This window comes from Weizmannia sp. FSL W8-1119, from assembly GCF_038008605.1.
GTDB lineage: Bacteria > Bacillota > Bacilli > Bacillales > Bacillaceae_C > Weizmannia > Weizmannia coagulans.
The window spans coordinates 2,575,245-2,591,328 of the sequence record NZ_JBBOZL010000001.1; the positions used below are offsets into that span (position 1 = coordinate 2,575,245).

Here is a 16,084-nt window from a genome sequence, read left to right on the forward strand (position 1 = left end):
GTATCGGTTTGCAACCAGAAGCCGTTTCTGGCTTTACCCGGCATTTTCATCAAGCTCTATGCCCTCATCGCCTCTGCGAATTTTCTTGTAATCAGCTGCGGCCTTGTAATGGCTGAACCCACCACAACTGCAAACGCCCCGAATTCGAGCGCTTTTTTCGCTTCAGCCGGCGTATTGATATGCCCTTCTGCAAAAACGGGAATCGCCAAGGCTTCCACAAGCTTCTTGAGCAATGCAAAATCGGGCCCTCCCTGTTTCGGAGAATAGGAGGTGTAGCCGGAAAGCGTTGTGGAGACACAATCCGCACCGAGCCTTGCTGCCTGCAATCCTTCTTCATACGTCGAAATGTCGGCCATCACCGGTAGGCCGGCTTCATGGATATATCCGATTAAACCGGAAAGCGTTTCGCCGCCCGGGCGTTTCCGGCCGGTTGCGTCAAGCGCGATCATATCCGGTTTTACGGCAAACAGCTCGTCAATTTCTTTTTTTGTTGGGGTAATATACACTTCTGAACCTTCGTAATCCCTTTTGACAATGCCAATGACAGGCAGCCCTGTTTCTGCTTTGATGGCCCGGATATCGTCAGCGCTGTTTGCCCGGATGCCGGCCGCTCCGCCTTCTTTTGCTGCGAGCGCCATTTTCGACATGATGAACGGGCTGTGCAAAGGTTCATCCTCCAGCGCCTGGCATGACACAATCAGCTTTCCTTTTACCTTGTCAAACATTCCAAATCCTCCAATATCCGTTTAGTCCTCGTCTTTGATGTCCGGATCTTCCGGAAGCGGTTCATTCAGCCATTCTTCCACAAGCTGCCTGTATTTTTCGAGCTGTTGCAAATAAATATCAAACTGATCCCGGTTAATCAAATACTGCTCTCCATCATGCACGGCGCGTATGCGTCTTTGCAGGATCAGTTTCTCAATCACCGGTTCCGGCAAAGACAGATATTCCGCTGTTTCCTGAATGGTTAAATACATTGCAGGCACCCCGATTCATCTTTTTTTGGAATACGGAAAATACAACGAGGCTTTCAATCCCGGATCATATTCACTACACAAAATGAAGCCGGATTAACAATAGAAGGAGCCAGATTACGCCATTTTATATCAGCCCGTGTGCGGAAAAAGCGCACAAAAGCCTGTCCTGATTAATTTGCGGATGCCGCATTCGTTCCGGCACGGCCTTCTAAGATTATTATATCATGCATGGAGTTGATGTTCTTCCATCCAATACACTTCCCGGATATTGATTTGCCTGCGGAGTTTGCGGGCAGTCTCCCTTGAAATTTCCCCCCGTTCAAACAGCACCTGCACAGCGTTTCGCTCGGCCTGAAAAGCCTTTTCCTGCAGCTCCCTTTCCATCTGGGTATACTTCAGGGATGCCTCCATATTTTTCGGCTTGTTCAAAATCCGGATAAACTTCCGGTATTCACTGATGACAAGAAACGAAATTTCCCTGTTTTCCTCTGTCATTCCCGATTTAATGGCCCGGATCGCCGCTTCCGCCATTTCAATTTTAATTTGCCTGATTTTCGCATAACGGTTAATCCGCTGTTTGCGGCGTCTTTCCTTATTCGGGTAAAAGAGGAAAAGGAACCGGGTGGCGCCTTTCCGGAAAAGGGTCCATAAATTCAAAAACCTGAACTTCATTTTATCGGTAACGGCAATTTCCATCCGGTGAATATATTCAAGGAACAAAAAAGCCATCTCCTGGTCAATGCGTTTTGATTTCATCAAAGCATTAATATAATCCGTTTCCGCCTCCAGCGCCTTCATCCTTGTCTCCGTTTCAATCCGTTTGAATTCAAGTGAATCTATTTCACTTTTTTCCGCTTTTAATTGATGCAGCATATTTTGATAGTTGTCAATCACAGCCGCTGCCGCTTCCCGGTTCTCGTCATTCACTTCCTCGCGCACAGACTGGACTGCCGCTTCCTTGATAAAGATTGAAGCATTTTTTTCCGCTTTACGCTCTGAACGATCTGCCTCATTTCCTTCCCGCTTCGCCAAAAGAGGCAGGAACACACTTGCGATCACAAGCGTCAGCAGGATGACACCGGCCGCAATAAAAATCAGCAAAGAACGATACGGAAAAGGAGCTCCGCTTGCAATGGTGTACGGAATAGAGAATGCGCCGGCCAGCGTAACCGCCCCCCGGACGCCGGATATCGTTGTAATCGCCGTATGCTTTAGGGAAGGCTTTGCAAGGCGCTGTTTTTTTGACTTCCATCCGACCCACCACACGGCGTACACCCAGAGAAACCGGAGCAGCAAAAGGGCGGCCGTGACCACAACGATATACAAAATCACCGTGCCGTTATTAAAATCCGGGCTTGTCCAAATTTCGCCGAGTACTGCCGGCATTTGCTGGCCTAAAAGGACAAAGACAAGGCCGTTTAAAATATAGGCTAAAACTGTCCAAGTACTGCGCGAAACGATCTGGTAGGAAAGATTTGGGGACTGTTCCCGTTCACGCTCAACGGCATGGACCATTCCGCCGGCGACAACCGCCAAAATGCCAGATAAATGAAAATGTTCCGCAGCAAGGTAAATGAAAAACGGAGTTAAAATTTGGATGAGTATATGGACCGTGACGTCTTCCATTCCGAGGCGGCGAATCAGCACCCTGAAACGGATAATGAAAAATGCCAGCAATGCGCCGCCTAAAAAGCCGCCGATCGAGATGAGCAAAAAACTGGCGCCGGCTTCAGCAAGCGAAAACGACCCGGTGACCGCTGCCGCAATCGCAAATTTAAATGCAACAAGGCTGGATGCATCATTTAATAGCCCTTCTCCTTGCAGCAGGTGCATGATCACGCGTGAAATTTTTACCCGCTCGGAAATGGCGCTGACTGCTACAACATCGGTCGGGGATAAAATGGCGGCCAGGGCAAATGCTGCCGCAAACGGGAGTGAGGGAAGCATCAGATGGGTAATATACCCGACCGCAAACACCGTGACAAAAACAAGCCCGAGCGCAAGCAGCAAAATCGGATTCCGCAGCCTCCACATGGCTTCGCGGGATACGTTTCTTCCATCATGAAACAACAGTGGTGCGATAAATAACACGAAAAACAATTCCGGTTCAAGCGGGACATGTGCCCCGACCGGCACGGCTGCAAACGCAAGACCGAGGGCAATTTGAATAAGCGGCACCGGAATAAATGGGATAAAATGATTTAAAATATCGGAGATGCCAACAAGCAAAAGTAAGATCAATAAAATCAGAAACATGTTCATATGGATATTTTTCCCCTTATCCTCTTATGTTTATTAAATCCACTAATACAACTATACCCAAATATCCGTGAAAAGCGTGTAAAAAAACGAGCTGTAACGAAATTTTTGGCGGTGATGGCAATATTTTGATAATTTTATGTTAACGCGGACCGGCCGTTGCTTCAATCTTTTATCTGCCGAACAGGCCACCATCGCCGCACGTTAAAAAATATTAGAGAAATCGAGTAGGAGGCTAATCATTATTTGATTAGCCGACCTCTCACACCACCGTGCGTACGGTTCCGTACACGGCGGTTCTAAAGTTTACGACCGTACAGACAGATAATAATCCAGAAAACTTATATACCTTGCTCTTCGAAAGAGTTCGTTTGTAAGGGTTCTGGCTAAGATATGGCTGCCGGAGATTCTCCAGTAGCCTTTTCTTGTGTTAGCCCATTCCCACGCCTTTCTTTTATTGATCCCTAATTTCTTGAGCCAATAAAATCTTGTGCGTACTCTCTTCCATCTTTTCCAAGTTACCATTCGCATTCTTCTTCGTGTCCATTGGTCCAGTCTGGTTACCAGACTTTTCATATCCGCTAGCTTGTAGTAATTTACCCATCCTCGGACAGTGTCATTTAGCCTTTTCTTTCTTTCCTCTACGCTTAATCCGTTGCTCCTTCCTGTGATTGCGCGAATTTTCTCCTTTAATTTTTGAACACCCTTCGGGTGTACCCGGAATTTGCATTTTCCTTCATAAAGGTAGAATCCATAACTTAAGAATTTGATGTTTCTGATATGTGTGATCATCGTCTTCTCTCGGTTCACTTTGAGTCGCAATTTCTTCTCAATGAATGGGAGAATGTTATGGTATGTTCTTTCACAGCTTCTTCGGCTTTTGCAGAATATGATCACATCATCAGCGTAACGGACAAATCGGTGATTTCTTGCTTCCATTTCTTTATCCAATTCGTTTAACATTACATTGGCAAGAAGCGGACTTAGTGGTCCTCCTTGTGGAACACCGAAATCATTTGTTGTCCTTACCCCTTTGATCATAACACCTGCATTTAGGAATTTATGGATTAAGGAGATTACACGTCCGTCGTGAATTGTTTCACTCAATATCTGGATAAGCTTACTATGGTTTACCGTGTCAAAGTACTGTTCTAAGTCCAGATCTACTACATACTGGTATCCTTCATTTACATTCCTTTGGCACTTGAGAAGTGCCTGATGTGTACTTCTATGTGGTCGGAAACCATAGCTATTGTCTGAAAACTTTCTTTCATATATAGGGACTAGGACCTGCGAAATGGCTTGTTGGATGACTCGGTCCACTACCGTTGGTATTCCAAGTTTCCTTGTTTTTCCGTTGTCTTTTGGTATTTCTACCCTTCTAACGGGTTGGGGCTTGTATGTCCCATTTCGAATGGAGAGGACGAGTTCCCTCTGGTGTTCAGTTAGGTATGCCAAAAGTTCACCTGTTTTCATTCCATCGACACCGCCCGCACCTTTGTTTTTCTTTACCTTTTTATAGGCACGGTGCAGGTTATTACTTGAAAGGATTCGTTCAAGCATCCATTCGTTCTGTCTGTTGGTGTTAGTGGTGTTGTTTTCGGTTATCCTCTTGAAACTATGCCCTCTGTCATATCCTTCCTGTTCCGCAGTATCTTTTTGACAGCAGGTTTCTTCCTGTTTTCTGCATTTGTTCGTTTCTTCGGTAACTTTCATTGACTTCCACTTCCTTTAGTTCAGCCCTTCCTTCGATGCCCCAGGCATCTCCGTACTATGGCTTCTGCTGACTTCTCACGGCAAATCTTGTTTCAACCAGGTTTCATACTCTGTTTCCACCTGTCCGTGAGACCTCCCGTGGTAAGGTGATTCACTTTCATTCCATGTACCCGCACCATTTACGTTTCCACATCCGGATAGCTTTTGGGCTTTGACTTGTTCAGCAGCCTTACCCTGTGAGAGTACGCCTAATGATGTTCGTGTTCCTCGGGTCAGAATTTTGCCTCCAGCTTCCTTCAGATTCCATCTCACGATGGACACCCTTGCTCTTGGCTAATGGTTGGTCGCTACCTACCCCCATAGCGGACTTACACCGCCTAGCGAATCGCCATGCACGGCGCACTGAAAAAAGACCGGCATGCCTGGCCGGTCTTTTTTTTGTTACCTTATTTGCTTTATACAAAAAGCTTTGTTCGCTGCATTATCCGTTTTTCTGTGCAACAGGCCGTTTCCATAACCCGAGAATCAGGCCGGAAACAATTGCGCCAATGATAATGGAGACAAGGAACAAGACCGCATGGTTGGCAAGGAATACAACGAAAATCCCGCCGTGCGGAGCCGGTATGTTAATGTGCCAGAATTGTGTCAGCCCACCGGCTATCGCCGAACCAACAATGCTTGAACCAATGACACGGAGCGGATCGGATGCTGCAAACGGGATTGCCCCTTCCGTAATAAAGGACAGCCCGAGCACATAGTTTGTAATGCCTGCTTCTTTTTCCTGATTCGTAAATTTATTTTTGAAGAACGTGGTGGCAAGCGCAATCGCAAGCGGCGGTACCATCCCGCCGGCCATTACGGCAGCCATCATCATGCCGTTCGTGTTGCCGCTCGACGTAAATACACCGATCGCAAACGTGTAAGCCGCTTTGTTGAACGGGCCGCCCATATCGATGGCCATCATGCCGCCCAGAACGATGCCGAGCAGTACGGCATTGCCCGTGCCAAGGTTATTCAAACCACCGATTAAACCGGTGTTGATCCATTTGAAAATCGGGTCAAAAATATAGTACATCAATCCGCCGGTAAGCAAGAGGCCTAAAACCGGGAAAATCAAAATCGGTTTTAATCCATTCAGCGCCTGCGGCAGCCCTGCAAATACTTTTTTCAAAAAGACGATCATATATCCGGCAAGGAAACCGGCTGCAAGTCCGCCGAGGAAACCGGCATTCGATCTGGACGCAAGATAGCCGCCGACCATACCAGGCATGAGAGCCGGGCGGTCGCCAATGCTCGATGCGATAAATCCGGCCAGAATCGCAATCAGGAAGTGGAATGCCCCTGTATCGCCGCCTGCAATCGCACTCAGCATTTTGAAAATCGTGTTGTGTTCACCGGCTGTTCTTTCAATCAGGAACGAAATCGCAAGCAAGATCCCGCCGCCGACAACGAATGGCAGCATGTGCGAAATCCCGTTCATCAAATCTTTGTAAATGGTTCCCCATACCGACTTTTTCTCCGCCGGCCCGTCGTCCTGGCTGCGGTCCGTGCTGTCTGCATGGTAAACAGGCGCATTTTGTTCCAGTATCCGGTTGATCAAGTCTTCCGGCTTGCGGATGGCATCGCTGACAGGCGTTTGCAGGACGTGTTTGCCGTCAAAGCGCGCCATTTCAACTTTCTTGTCGGCTGCGACAATGACCCCGACAGCGCGGTCAATTTCATCTTTCGTTAGTTCGTGTTTGACACCTTCCGATCCGTTTGTTTCCACCCGGATCGAAATGCCCATTTCTTCCGCTTTTTTCTTCAAAGAATCTTCCGCCATATACGTATGGGCGATCCCGGTCGGACAGGCGGTAACAGCAACGATCAATTTGTCATCCGAACCGTTGCCGGCACCCGTTTCCGCTGCTTCTTTCCCTTCTTTTTCCGCTTGTTTTTCATCGAACAGCCTTGCCACTTCAGCCGGCGTTTCAGCCTGTTTCAATTGCTGTACAAACTCCTGGTCGATCAAAAGCCTCGACAATGCCGCCAATGTTTGCAAATGCGTATCCGCTGCGTCTTCAGGCGCTGCAATCATGAAGAATAAATAGGATGGCTGGCCGTCCAGCGCCTCGTAATCGACGCCTTTTTTGCTGCGCCCGAATACGACTGTCGCTTTATTGACCGCTTTTGTTTTTGCGTGCGGCATTGCAATTCCGTCGCCGATTCCTGTACTCGACTCCTGCTCGCGTTTTAAAATCATTTCTTTAAAAAGAACCGGGTCATTGATGCGGCCGCTTTTTGACAGGCTTGCAATCAATTCGTCAATCGCTTCTTCTTTTTTCGTCGCCCGCATATCCATAACCATGGTCTCCTGGACCAATAAATCGGTTATTTTCATTTTAGTTCACTCCTTTTTCCAGTACAGAAAACAATACCTCTTATCATGGCATCCAAACCGGGTGCTGAAGAGCCATTTGTTATTTTGTTTCAACTGCGTGCTTTTATCATGGCGGAGGAAAAACTTCTTTATGCTCCGCTTTGCTCACATATCACCTTCGTTTTGCTTAAAATGGAAGATTTTAAGGAATCTGGCAATTCATCCGTGATAATGGAAGCCTCCGAAATGTCAAACATCTTGCAAAAAGCCACTTCCTGAAATTTGCTGCTGTCTGCAAGCACATAACACTGTTCGGAAAGTTCTTTTGCCCGCCGCTTGATCAATGCTTCTTCCGGGTCCGGCGTGGTAAAGCCCATTTCAAGGTCTACGCCGTTTGCGCCGAGAAACGCTTTGTCAAACCGGAAACTGTTTAATGTCTGCATGGCGACACTGCCGATCACCGCCCTCGTCGTTCGTTTCATCATCCCGCCGAGAAGGTAAGATTTGATTTTTTTCTCGACAAGCGCCTCCACATGCGGGATCCCGTTCGTGACAACGATTACATTATTCCCCTCTATATAAGGAATCATTTCAAGCGTTGTCGTTCCGGCGTCCAAATAAATGCAGTCATTGTCACTGATCATTTTTGCTGCCAATTGAGCGATGATTCTTTTCTGTTGAACGTTTTTGAGCGTTTTCGTATCCATATCCGGTTCTTCGCTTCTGCGTTGCAAAATCGATGCGCCGCCATGGATGCGCCTGAGCAGATTCATCGCTTCCAGGTCCTGAAGATCGCGCCTGACCGTTGATTCTGAAGCATTAAGCAGGTTAACCAGCTCCTGCACTTTTACGATATGGTTTTCTTGCAAATGTTGCAAAATGATTTGATAGCGTTCTTCTGCTAACATCTTCATTCCTCCGTCTGATGTTATTTTATCACATACTTAATCATAATCAACCGTTTTCAATCAAAAAATATCATTTTTCTTCAAAACAAATCATATTTCTGTCACATTTTGTCGTGACAGCCCCATTTTACTTATTCTCCCCCGAAAATTGAACGTTTTTGAAAAAGTATGGATGATGCGATGAAAAGGTTTTCTTTTTTTGCAAAAATAAGTTATAATGGAGTTGTGTTTGTTATACTTTTCACAAAAAGAGGAGGCATTTTTATGACGAAAATCATTACCTCTCCAAGCAAGTTTATACAGGGCCCCGATGAATTGTCCAGGCTTTCGGCGTATACGGAAAGGCTTGGCAAAAAAGCGTTTATTATTGCGGATGAATTTGTCACCGGCCTTGTCGGCAAAACGGTTGAAGAAAGCTATGCCGGCAAAGAAACGGGGTATCAAATGGCATTATTCGGCGGCGAGTGTTCTAAACCAGAAATCGAACGGCTTTGTGATGCCTGCAAATCCCAGAAAGCTGATGTCATGGTCGGAATCGGCGGTGGAAAAACATTGGATACCGCAAAAGCAGTCGGGTATTACAACAACATCCCGGTGATTGTCGCGCCGACCATCGCTTCCACCGATGCCCCGACAAGCGCCCTGTCTGTCATCTACAAAGAGAACGGCGAGTTTGAAGAATACTTGATGCTGCCGCTGAACCCGACGTTTGTCATCATGGATACGAAAGTGATTGCCTCTGCCCCTGCCCGCCTGCTCGTTTCCGGCATGGGGGATGCGCTTGCGACGTATTTTGAAGCGCGTGCCACTAAGCGGGCAAATAAAACGACGATGGCCGGCGGACATGTTACGGAAGCGGCGATTACGCTTGCAAAACTTTGTTATGACACGCAAATTTTGGAAGGGTTAAAAGCGAAACTGGCAGCAGAAAAACATCTTGTTACGGAAGCAGTGGAAAAAATCATTGAAGCGAATACGTATTTGAGTGGGATCGGCTTTGAAAGCGGCGGCCTTGCTGCGGCACATGCGATCCATAACGGGCTTACCGTGCTTGAAGAAACCCATAGCATGTACCACGGCGAAAAAGTGGCATTCGGTACCCTCGCCCAGCTGATTTTAGAAGATGCGCCGACAGCGGAAATTGAAGAGGTGGTCTCCTTCTGCCTGAGTGTCGGACTTCCCGTCACGCTCGGGGACTTGGGCGTGAAAGAACTCAATGAGGAAAAGCTCCGGAAAGTGGCTGAACTTTCCTGCGCGGAAGGCGAGACGATTTATAACATGCCGTTTGAAGTCACCCCTGACCTTGTGTATGCAGCAATCGTCACTGCTGATTCCGTAGGGCGGTATTATAAGGAAAAATGGGCATGATGGCAAAAAGGCTGCTCCCGGTTCCGGGACAGCCCTTTTTTGGAATTTCACTGTAATCCAGTTGTACAGATTTTTTCTTCCAGCTCGTCTTTTTCAGCTGCTGATAACAGGTTTTCTGCCATTGGAAACAGGACGTTTTCTTCTTTGAAAAAATGGCTTGTGAGCAGCTCATACATTTGAACGATATAGGAAGCAAGCATTTCGGCCTGGCCTTCATCCATGATTTTTGTGCCATTCAAGAAAATCTCAATATATTTTTCTGCTTCATCATGCTCGTATTCCATCACGGCGATCGGCCCGTTTTCGCGTCCAATGTAGCGGGCCATCATGGTAAACAGCACATTTTCTTCCCGTTCGGCATGATGTTTCAGCTGTGCGGAAAAGGATTCAGTCCCTTTCCGCAGCGCACCAAGGGCTTCTCGTTTATTTTCGAGTTCACCGTTTATCATCTGCTCTGCCGTTTCATACAATGCGCGTTTTACTTCATTCAAGTGCCCATGCTCATTTTTCAACTGGTTGAGGCCTGCGCACAATGCAACATCAGCCCCGCCGCTAATCATGGCACAATGTGGCATTTCCATGTTAATTCCCTCTTTCTTTGCCATTTCCTTTATTTTAAACAAGATGGCGTAAAAATGGCGTGATGCAGATCATAGTTTGCAAATTTGTCTTATTTGCCAGAATCCGTTCAGGGCGGCCCAAACTGTTTTAAAAAAGACAGCCTGCCTGTAAGATGCATCACGAAAAGCCAAAAGCCGAACCGTTAAAACTATTTTAGAATGGGGCTAATCCAATTGAAGAAAAAGAAGCAGGAAAAGGGACAGGAAGATTTTGGAAGCGTGATGTTTTACTGTAAACGTTGCAACAAGACTTTTGATATGGAATGGGAAACGATTTGGGATATGCAGGAGTTGACGCACGGCTATGTCGGGTATCATTTGTATGATATCTATATTTGTTGCCCGGATTGCGGCGAACTCGCTGAGGCACTGGAAGAGCCCGGCCCGAATCCATTTTAAAGAAGGGTGCCTGCCTTCTGCCGGCGGGCACCCTTCTTTTTACGACAACACCAGTTTCTCAATTGCATAGGCGACGCCGTGTTCGTTGTTCGTGCGCGTTTCGAAATCGGCAATCGCCTTTACTTTCGGGACGGCATTGCCCATCGCCACCCCGCAGCCGGCGTATTCAATCATGGTCAGGTCATTTTCATTATCGCCGATACAAACCACTTCCTCGCGGCGGATGCCGAGATGGCTGGCAAGGAGTTTCACAGCATTGCCTTTGCTCGCATCTTTATGCAATATTTCATAATAAAACGGCATGCTTCTGACCATCGTGTACTTCTCCTGCACCCAGTCCGGAATCGCTTCAATCGTCCGGCTCAGCTTCTCCGGCTCGTCAATAAACATCACTTTCGGAATCACCATATCCCGCGGCAGCTCTTCCAACGTCCGGTAATGCACCGGCATCTGCGTCAAATAAGATTCCACAACCGTATAAGGACTGAGATCCCGGTTCGGCGTATACAAATGTTCCGGGTCAAAAAAATGCATCGGCGTTTTCAGTTCGAGGCTGAGCCCGTACAGCCGCACCAAATCGCCGTAACCAATCGACCGTTCCGCGACAACCCCGTTCGTATGCGTATTTTGCACGAGCGCGCCGTTATAGGCAATGACATAATCATCTTCTTCATTCAGCAATAAATCTTCAAGAAAGCGGCGGACGCCCCCGATCGGCCGCCCCGTGCACAGCACGATTTTGACGCCTTTCTTTTTCGCTTTATGTAAAGCTTCCCGGACTTCCGGAGTGACTTCATGCTGGTCGTTTAAAAGCGTTCCGTCCATATCAATGGCAATCAATTTATACATATTTTTCTGCTCCTTGGTGATGAGAAAATTTCATATGATTTTATCATAATACACTCAGCCGGTAAAATCCATTTATGTAAAATCATTGTATGTGTCAAGTTTTTCTCGACAAGGTTTAAATATCGGGTATTCCAAGACACTCTTTTTGTACACTTTCGGCTACCGTGCTTTACTTGCTCGGTGTAATTTTCGGAAAAGATGTAATATTTCCGTATAAAGATGGATAACGGGGATGTTGAGGCGCGCGAAATTCACTCGCTTTCCGCGGGCGGCCGGCGAGCCTCCTCGCTCGTACCTCGCTGCGGGGTCTCTCCTGGCTCGCTTTTCCCGCAGGAGTCTCGTAAATTTCGCGCGCCTCAACGATCAGTCCCCACTGAGCCAAGCTTAAAACGAAAGCTCTAATATTTTGCTTAAATGTCCCATTGCCGATGAACTGCTTGAATGCAGGGCAACTGATCCGTGCTTTACGCCCACTGACGGGCGTACAGGCTGCTTGAATAGTTGAGACATCCTGATGGATTGTTGCAAGCTCCGTTGCTTTCTCGCGCTTCTTGAACGGTGTTTCAGATAGGTTTCCTGCAATGTCCCGTTAAGCATGCCCTGTTTCACCTTTACCATGGCTTCGGCGCCAGCTTTACTCCAATGCATCCCCCTTTTCTTCATTCTGAATGAGATATGCCTTTGATTTGATTCCATTGCCCCCAGGCCTCTCGCACCTTCCGGTACGTTCTCTACCTTGTCCCTCCAGTCAAAAATGCGGTCCCAGTTTTTTAGGATGTACGAACGAAACTCCTTGACTTTCTTAAGGCTCTTTTCATCCGTCAATGTGCTTTCATGCGTATCCAAATACAATGTGAATTGGTCTAGGTCATGCGTTCTAATCGCTTTTCTAATTTGCTCTTTGATCTCGCTCTTTCCGCCCCCGAATGTCCTTACGATGGCTTGTGCAACGTGGTAGGTATCCAGCTGGTTGAGCACCGGAAATTCCGACTGTGAGAATGCTGTTTGAAACCGTTCAGCTGTGTACCCCGCACCTCCATCACTATTTGTAATGACACGAGCTTTTTCTAGGGAATAGGTGTTGGCTGCTACAGCTTGGACTTCATCCCAAAATGTCTGGATGGATTTCGTCGTCATGATAACAACGGGATGGTGTAGAGAGACTCTTTTGCCATTGGTTTCCCATCCTTCATAGAGAATGGCGTGGTGGACTTCCAAACCCTGTTTCTTTTCTAGTCCCCGGACGAATATACCATCAGCTTCGGAAAACAGGTAATCTACCTTCTTTCCCTCAGGTAGTGAATCAGCTATTTCTAGCTCTTCTACAAGTGCCTTGTCGGCTTCAGCTTGCGTTTTCCCTACGTGTTTCACCATGTTCCCTACAGTTGTGTGACTAAGGCTCACTGCTGTCCATTCTTTTAAAATATCAGCTACCTCCCGATAGGTGTTCTCACTTGCCAACTCTGCCACCTTTAACTCCACTAACGGGCTGTATCGTTGGTATGGTAAAAGCCCTAACCATTCATCCAGAGGATAATGTGAATTCCCTTTCTGGTCATGCATTAGTGAACGTTTAAAGGTCACATTTCCAAATAAAAACTGAATGCTTCTGTTATCACTCCGGCAGTACTCCCAGCCATCCTCCAGCTTTTTTTGCTTAATTGTTTTATCTAACGTCTCAAATATTTCCCCAACCCATTGCGTAAAGGCATTCTGGATCAGAATTTTAACTTGTTCTTCAAATTCAATAAGACTTTTTGTATCCTTTAATAATCTAGCAATTATTGATATAATATCCATAGGAAGACCTCTTTCTAAATGTATTCGCCCACAAGCGTACATTTAAATGATAGAGCGTCTTCCCATTTTTTTCCACTCATCTGCCCTTCGAGTAAAATTTTACACATACAAAATCATTTACAAATCATGCATCGCCCAAACTTATTTTTTTAATAAATGCCGGATGGAAAAAACGGGATGGTACAAAAGCATCCACGGGCCGGAAAAACGCATGACCGCCCTGATTTTTTCACGGTAATCTTTCCGGTAGCAATGGACCTTGCAGTTGGAACACGCGCTTTTTTCCTCGCCAAACCGGCAATAGGAAAGCCTTTTTAAGCAATAGTTTTGTAAATCGAGGCATTCTTCGCAAAGCGTCTTGCGGTGGTGTTTTTTCCGGCAGTAAATGGCAATCATTTGTGACACGGTTTCCTTTTCTTTTTGGATGACCGGCCCGTTGTTTAATTCCCTTTTTGGCATGGCGATCGACCTCCTGTTTTCACCATACCACAGCCACAGAAAAGCAATTTTAACGATTTTTCTACAATGCACACAAAAATGCCGTAAAGAACAAAAGCCCTTACGACATTTCTATGTCCCTTTTAACAAACGGTAAAAAATGGGAGCCACCTTCTTTAAAAAAGATTATTCCCGGTTCCCTGATTTCATTTTTACCCGCATTACCCAGTCATCGAGGCCGATTGTCTGGGCCGGCGGGACTTCCATGCTTTCGACTTGATCCATATTGGCAACGGAGACAGAGGAGTAAAGATTTTCTGTTTTGGCATCTGTCAATTGAAAGGAAAATTCCATGAGCGGAGTTCCGGCGGTAATGTGATCGCCTTCTTTGACCATGATCACAAATTCTTCGCTTTCCATAGCGGCTTCTTCTGTATTGAGGCGGATTGTAATTTCAAGCCCCTGGTCTGTCAATATACTGATGGCGTTGTTTTCCGGAGAAATGTGCGTAATTCTTCCTGCTGCGGGCGAATGCACCCTTCCTTCAAGCGGTTGGATGGCAATGCCCTTACCCGGCTTGCCCGTATCTTTGCACGGAATCATATTGCCGGCTATCGGGGAAACAAGTGTAACCACTTTTGAATTTTTTCTTTTCAGCCAGTTGAACATCTCACAACACCTCCTTTAGTCAGTAAAATCTGTATTTTTCACTTCTATTATACACCTATTTTGAAATACTGTCTTGTTTGGCGTCAGGAAACTTCACATCTTTTTGGAAAAACTTCTTATTCTATTATATGTATGGACAAACGAAAAGGGCCCGCGCCGGACCCTTTTCGAAAAATTTTTACCGGTCCATGCCGCTGTGATGCAAGTGCTGCGGCTGGTTGTTCCGGTTGAATGTTGATTTTTTTCTGCGCGCAAAGTAACGCTCCTTCCGCGCATGGAAGCTTTGCTCAATTTCTTCAAGCGACCGCCCCTTCGTTTCCGGGACGAATTTTTTTACAAACAGGATGGAGAAGATGCCAAGCCCGGTAAAAATGAAGAATGTTGCCGACAGTCCGATTGCATGGAACAATACCGGGAACAACAGGCCGACAAGGAAATTCGTTATAAACAGGCAGAAAACCGAGATCCCCATCGCAAGCCCCCGTAAATGGATCGGATAAATTTCCGACTGCATGAGCCATGTCACAGGAGATACGCCGCCCTGCTGGAAAGCGAGAAACATGACGGTCAAGCCCAAAACGAGAAATGGCAATGCCGCACTGTTTTTTAACGTGATCGAAAAAATCCCGATCAAAAGGAGCGCAGTGCTTGTCCCTGCAAGCCCGGTAATCAGCATTTTTCTTCTGCCGGCCCTGTCCAAAAGTGCAATGCCTGTAAGGGTGGCGAGAACGGAAATCAAACCGTTGGCAATATTTCCGATCAGTGCTGCGCCTGTCGAAAATCCGGATTTCTTTAAAATTTCCGTCCCATAATACATAATGGAGTTCACGCCGGTCAGCTGCTGGATCATCGCGATGCCGACACCGATGACAATGATGCGGCGGACAAATGGAAGTTTTAAATCTTTCAAGGTTGCCTTTTTCATTTTGGCATCTTTTTCGACTGTCTGGCGAATCTCATTCCATTCCATTTGTGCCCGTTTTTCTTCGCGTATTCTCCGCAACACATCGAGGGCTTTCCCAAATTTGCCTTTTGCGGCGAGCCAGCGCGGGCTTTCCGGCACAATCAGCATCCCGAGCCATAAAATGACAGCCGGCAATGTTGCGATTGCCAACATATATCTCCAAATGTTTCCGGCTTCCCCGAACGTATTGGCCAGTATCGCGTTAAACGTATAGGCAAATAGTTGGCCGGAGACAATCATCAGTTGATTTTGTGTAACGATCCGCCCGCGGTGTTCGGCAGGCGACAATTCTGCCAAAAAAGCCGGGACTGTGACAGCTGTCGCGCCAACTGCAAGGCCCAAGATCATCCGGAAGGTAACCATGGCGGCCACATTCGGCGCCATCGAACAGCCAAGCGTGGCGATGACGAAAATAAAAGCGACGCTTAAGATCGTTTTCCGGCGCCCTTTCCGGTCAGAAAGCCTCCCCCCGAACACGGCACCGAATGCTGCCCCTAAAAGCAAGGTGCTTGTGACAAGCCCTTGCGTAAACGGCGTTAAACCAAGCTGGTCGTCCCTTGACATGAATGGCAGCGCCCCATTGACAACGCCTGTATCATAGCCATATAGTAAACCGCCAAATGTTGATACGATTGTAATCAAACGCAGAAAAGTTTTTTTAGAAAATGATTCTTTCCTTGTTCCCGCTTCCTCGGGACGGACTGAAACACGCCTGCCCCCCGTCTCCCTCATCTTTTCCTCTCATTACGCTCATTCCT

At 46.9% G+C, this 16,084-nt stretch carries 14 protein-coding genes; 2 read left to right on the forward strand and 12 right to left on the reverse strand.

What is annotated here, in order from left to right; genetic code table 11:
• Positions 1–56: 56 nt before the first annotated feature.
• The 6 genes from NSQ19_RS12665 to NSQ19_RS12690 form a co-directional block, all read right to left on the reverse strand.
• Positions 57–725, reverse strand: a complete 669-nt coding sequence (locus NSQ19_RS12665) for an N-acetylmannosamine-6-phosphate 2-epimerase (protein WP_258921099.1) — start codon at positions 723–725, stop codon at positions 57–59.
• Between the two features lie 21 nt (positions 726–746).
• Positions 747–977 (reverse strand): excisionase family DNA-binding protein, encoded by a 231-nt coding sequence (locus NSQ19_RS12670; RefSeq protein WP_013860408.1) that lies wholly within the window; start codon positions 975–977, stop codon positions 747–749.
• Between the two features lie 222 nt (positions 978–1,199).
• Positions 1,200–3,239, reverse strand: a complete 2,040-nt coding sequence (locus NSQ19_RS12675; RefSeq protein WP_340702942.1) for a Na+/H+ antiporter — start codon at positions 3,237–3,239, stop codon at positions 1,200–1,202.
• Positions 3,240–3,542: 303 nt separating this feature from the next.
• Positions 3,543–4,952, reverse strand: coding sequence for a group II intron reverse transcriptase/maturase (ltrA, locus tag NSQ19_RS12680; protein WP_340702943.1), 1,410 nt, complete (start codon positions 4,950–4,952; stop codon positions 3,543–3,545).
• Between the two features lie 481 nt (positions 4,953–5,433).
• Complete coding sequence (locus NSQ19_RS12685) at positions 5,434–7,332, reverse strand: PTS fructose transporter subunit IIABC (RefSeq protein ID WP_340702944.1); 1,899 nt, start codon at positions 7,330–7,332, stop codon at positions 5,434–5,436.
• Positions 7,333–7,460: 128 nt separating this feature from the next.
• Positions 7,461–8,219, reverse strand: a complete 759-nt coding sequence (locus NSQ19_RS12690; RefSeq protein ID WP_237348532.1) for a DeoR/GlpR family DNA-binding transcription regulator — start codon at positions 8,217–8,219, stop codon at positions 7,461–7,463.
• A 264-nt stretch (positions 8,220–8,483) separates the two neighbouring features.
• Here NSQ19_RS12690 and NSQ19_RS12695 point away from each other — a divergent pair, with 264 nt between their 5' ends.
• On the forward strand, positions 8,484–9,587 hold the full coding sequence (locus NSQ19_RS12695; RefSeq protein WP_328193930.1) for a glycerol dehydrogenase: 1,104 nt from the start codon (positions 8,484–8,486) through the stop codon (positions 9,585–9,587).
• 47 nt (positions 9,588–9,634) lie between these two features.
• Here NSQ19_RS12695 and NSQ19_RS12700 read toward each other — a convergent pair whose 3' ends face one another.
• Positions 9,635–10,168, reverse strand: coding sequence for a hemerythrin domain-containing protein (locus NSQ19_RS12700; protein WP_133536463.1), 534 nt, complete (start codon positions 10,166–10,168; stop codon positions 9,635–9,637).
• A gap of 213 nt (positions 10,169–10,381) precedes the next feature.
• On the opposite strand from NSQ19_RS12700, the gene NSQ19_RS12705 reads away from it, so the two are divergent.
• A complete protein-coding gene (locus tag NSQ19_RS12705; RefSeq protein WP_340702945.1) occupies positions 10,382–10,606 on the forward strand; it encodes a hypothetical protein in 225 nt (74 codons plus the stop codon).
• 39 nt (positions 10,607–10,645) lie between these two features.
• Here NSQ19_RS12705 and yidA read toward each other — a convergent pair whose 3' ends face one another.
• The 5 genes from yidA to NSQ19_RS12730 all read right to left on the reverse strand — a co-directional run bounded on the left by yidA (position 10,646) and on the right by NSQ19_RS12730 (position 16,058).
• Positions 10,646–11,455 (reverse strand): sugar-phosphatase, encoded by an 810-nt coding sequence (gene yidA / locus NSQ19_RS12710; protein WP_017554285.1) that lies wholly within the window; start codon positions 11,453–11,455, stop codon positions 10,646–10,648.
• Positions 11,456–11,839: 384 nt separating this feature from the next.
• The gene (locus NSQ19_RS12715; RefSeq protein WP_265115626.1) at positions 11,840–13,255 is read right to left on the reverse strand and encodes an ISLre2 family transposase; all 1,416 of its coding nucleotides are present in this window, start codon (positions 13,253–13,255) and stop codon (positions 11,840–11,842) included.
• A 141-nt stretch (positions 13,256–13,396) separates the two neighbouring features.
• A complete protein-coding gene (locus NSQ19_RS12720; RefSeq protein ID WP_013860417.1) occupies positions 13,397–13,714 on the reverse strand; it encodes a nitrous oxide-stimulated promoter family protein in 318 nt (105 codons plus the stop codon).
• A 165-nt stretch (positions 13,715–13,879) separates the two neighbouring features.
• Positions 13,880–14,362: a PTS glucose transporter subunit IIA gene (locus NSQ19_RS12725; protein WP_013860418.1), complete on the reverse strand. Its 483-nt coding sequence runs from the start codon at positions 14,360–14,362 to the stop codon at positions 13,880–13,882.
• A 178-nt stretch (positions 14,363–14,540) separates the two neighbouring features.
• Positions 14,541–16,058, reverse strand: coding sequence for a sugar porter family MFS transporter (locus NSQ19_RS12730; RefSeq protein ID WP_340702946.1), 1,518 nt, complete (start codon positions 16,056–16,058; stop codon positions 14,541–14,543).
• Between the last annotated feature and the right edge of the window lie 26 nt (positions 16,059–16,084).

Bases quoted from the DNA above. Each gene is read 5' to 3' on its own strand.
- NSQ19_RS12665 (WP_258921099.1), bottom strand. From the start codon at position 725: ATGTTTGACAAGGTAAAAGGAAAGCTGATTGTGTCATGCCAGGCGCTG.
- NSQ19_RS12670 (WP_013860408.1), bottom strand. From the start codon at position 977: ATGTATTTAACCATTCAGGAAACAGCGGAATATCTGTCTTTGCCGGAA.
- NSQ19_RS12675 (WP_340702942.1), bottom strand. From the start codon at position 3,239: ATGAACATGTTTCTGATTTTATTGATCTTACTTTTGCTTGTTGGCATC.
- ltrA (WP_340702943.1), bottom strand. From the start codon at position 4,952: ATGAAAGTTACCGAAGAAACGAACAAATGCAGAAAACAGGAAGAAACC.
- NSQ19_RS12685 (WP_340702944.1), bottom strand. From the start codon at position 7,332: ATGAAAATAACCGATTTATTGGTCCAGGAGACCATGGTTATGGATATG.
- NSQ19_RS12690 (WP_237348532.1), bottom strand. From the start codon at position 8,219: ATGTTAGCAGAAGAACGCTATCAAATCATTTTGCAACATTTGCAAGAA.
- NSQ19_RS12695 (WP_328193930.1), top strand. From the start codon at position 8,484: ATGACGAAAATCATTACCTCTCCAAGCAAGTTTATACAGGGCCCCGAT.
- NSQ19_RS12700 (WP_133536463.1), bottom strand. From the start codon at position 10,168: ATGGAAATGCCACATTGTGCCATGATTAGCGGCGGGGCTGATGTTGCA.
- yidA (WP_017554285.1), bottom strand. From the start codon at position 11,455: ATGTATAAATTGATTGCCATTGATATGGACGGAACGCTTTTAAACGAC.
- NSQ19_RS12715 (WP_265115626.1), bottom strand. From the start codon at position 13,255: ATGGATATTATATCAATAATTGCTAGATTATTAAAGGATACAAAAAGT.
- NSQ19_RS12720 (WP_013860417.1), bottom strand. From the start codon at position 13,714: ATGCCAAAAAGGGAATTAAACAACGGGCCGGTCATCCAAAAAGAAAAG.
- NSQ19_RS12725 (WP_013860418.1), bottom strand. From the start codon at position 14,362: ATGTTCAACTGGCTGAAAAGAAAAAATTCAAAAGTGGTTACACTTGTT.
- NSQ19_RS12730 (WP_340702946.1), bottom strand. From the start codon at position 16,058: ATGAGGGAGACGGGGGGCAGGCGTGTTTCAGTCCGTCCCGAGGAAGCG.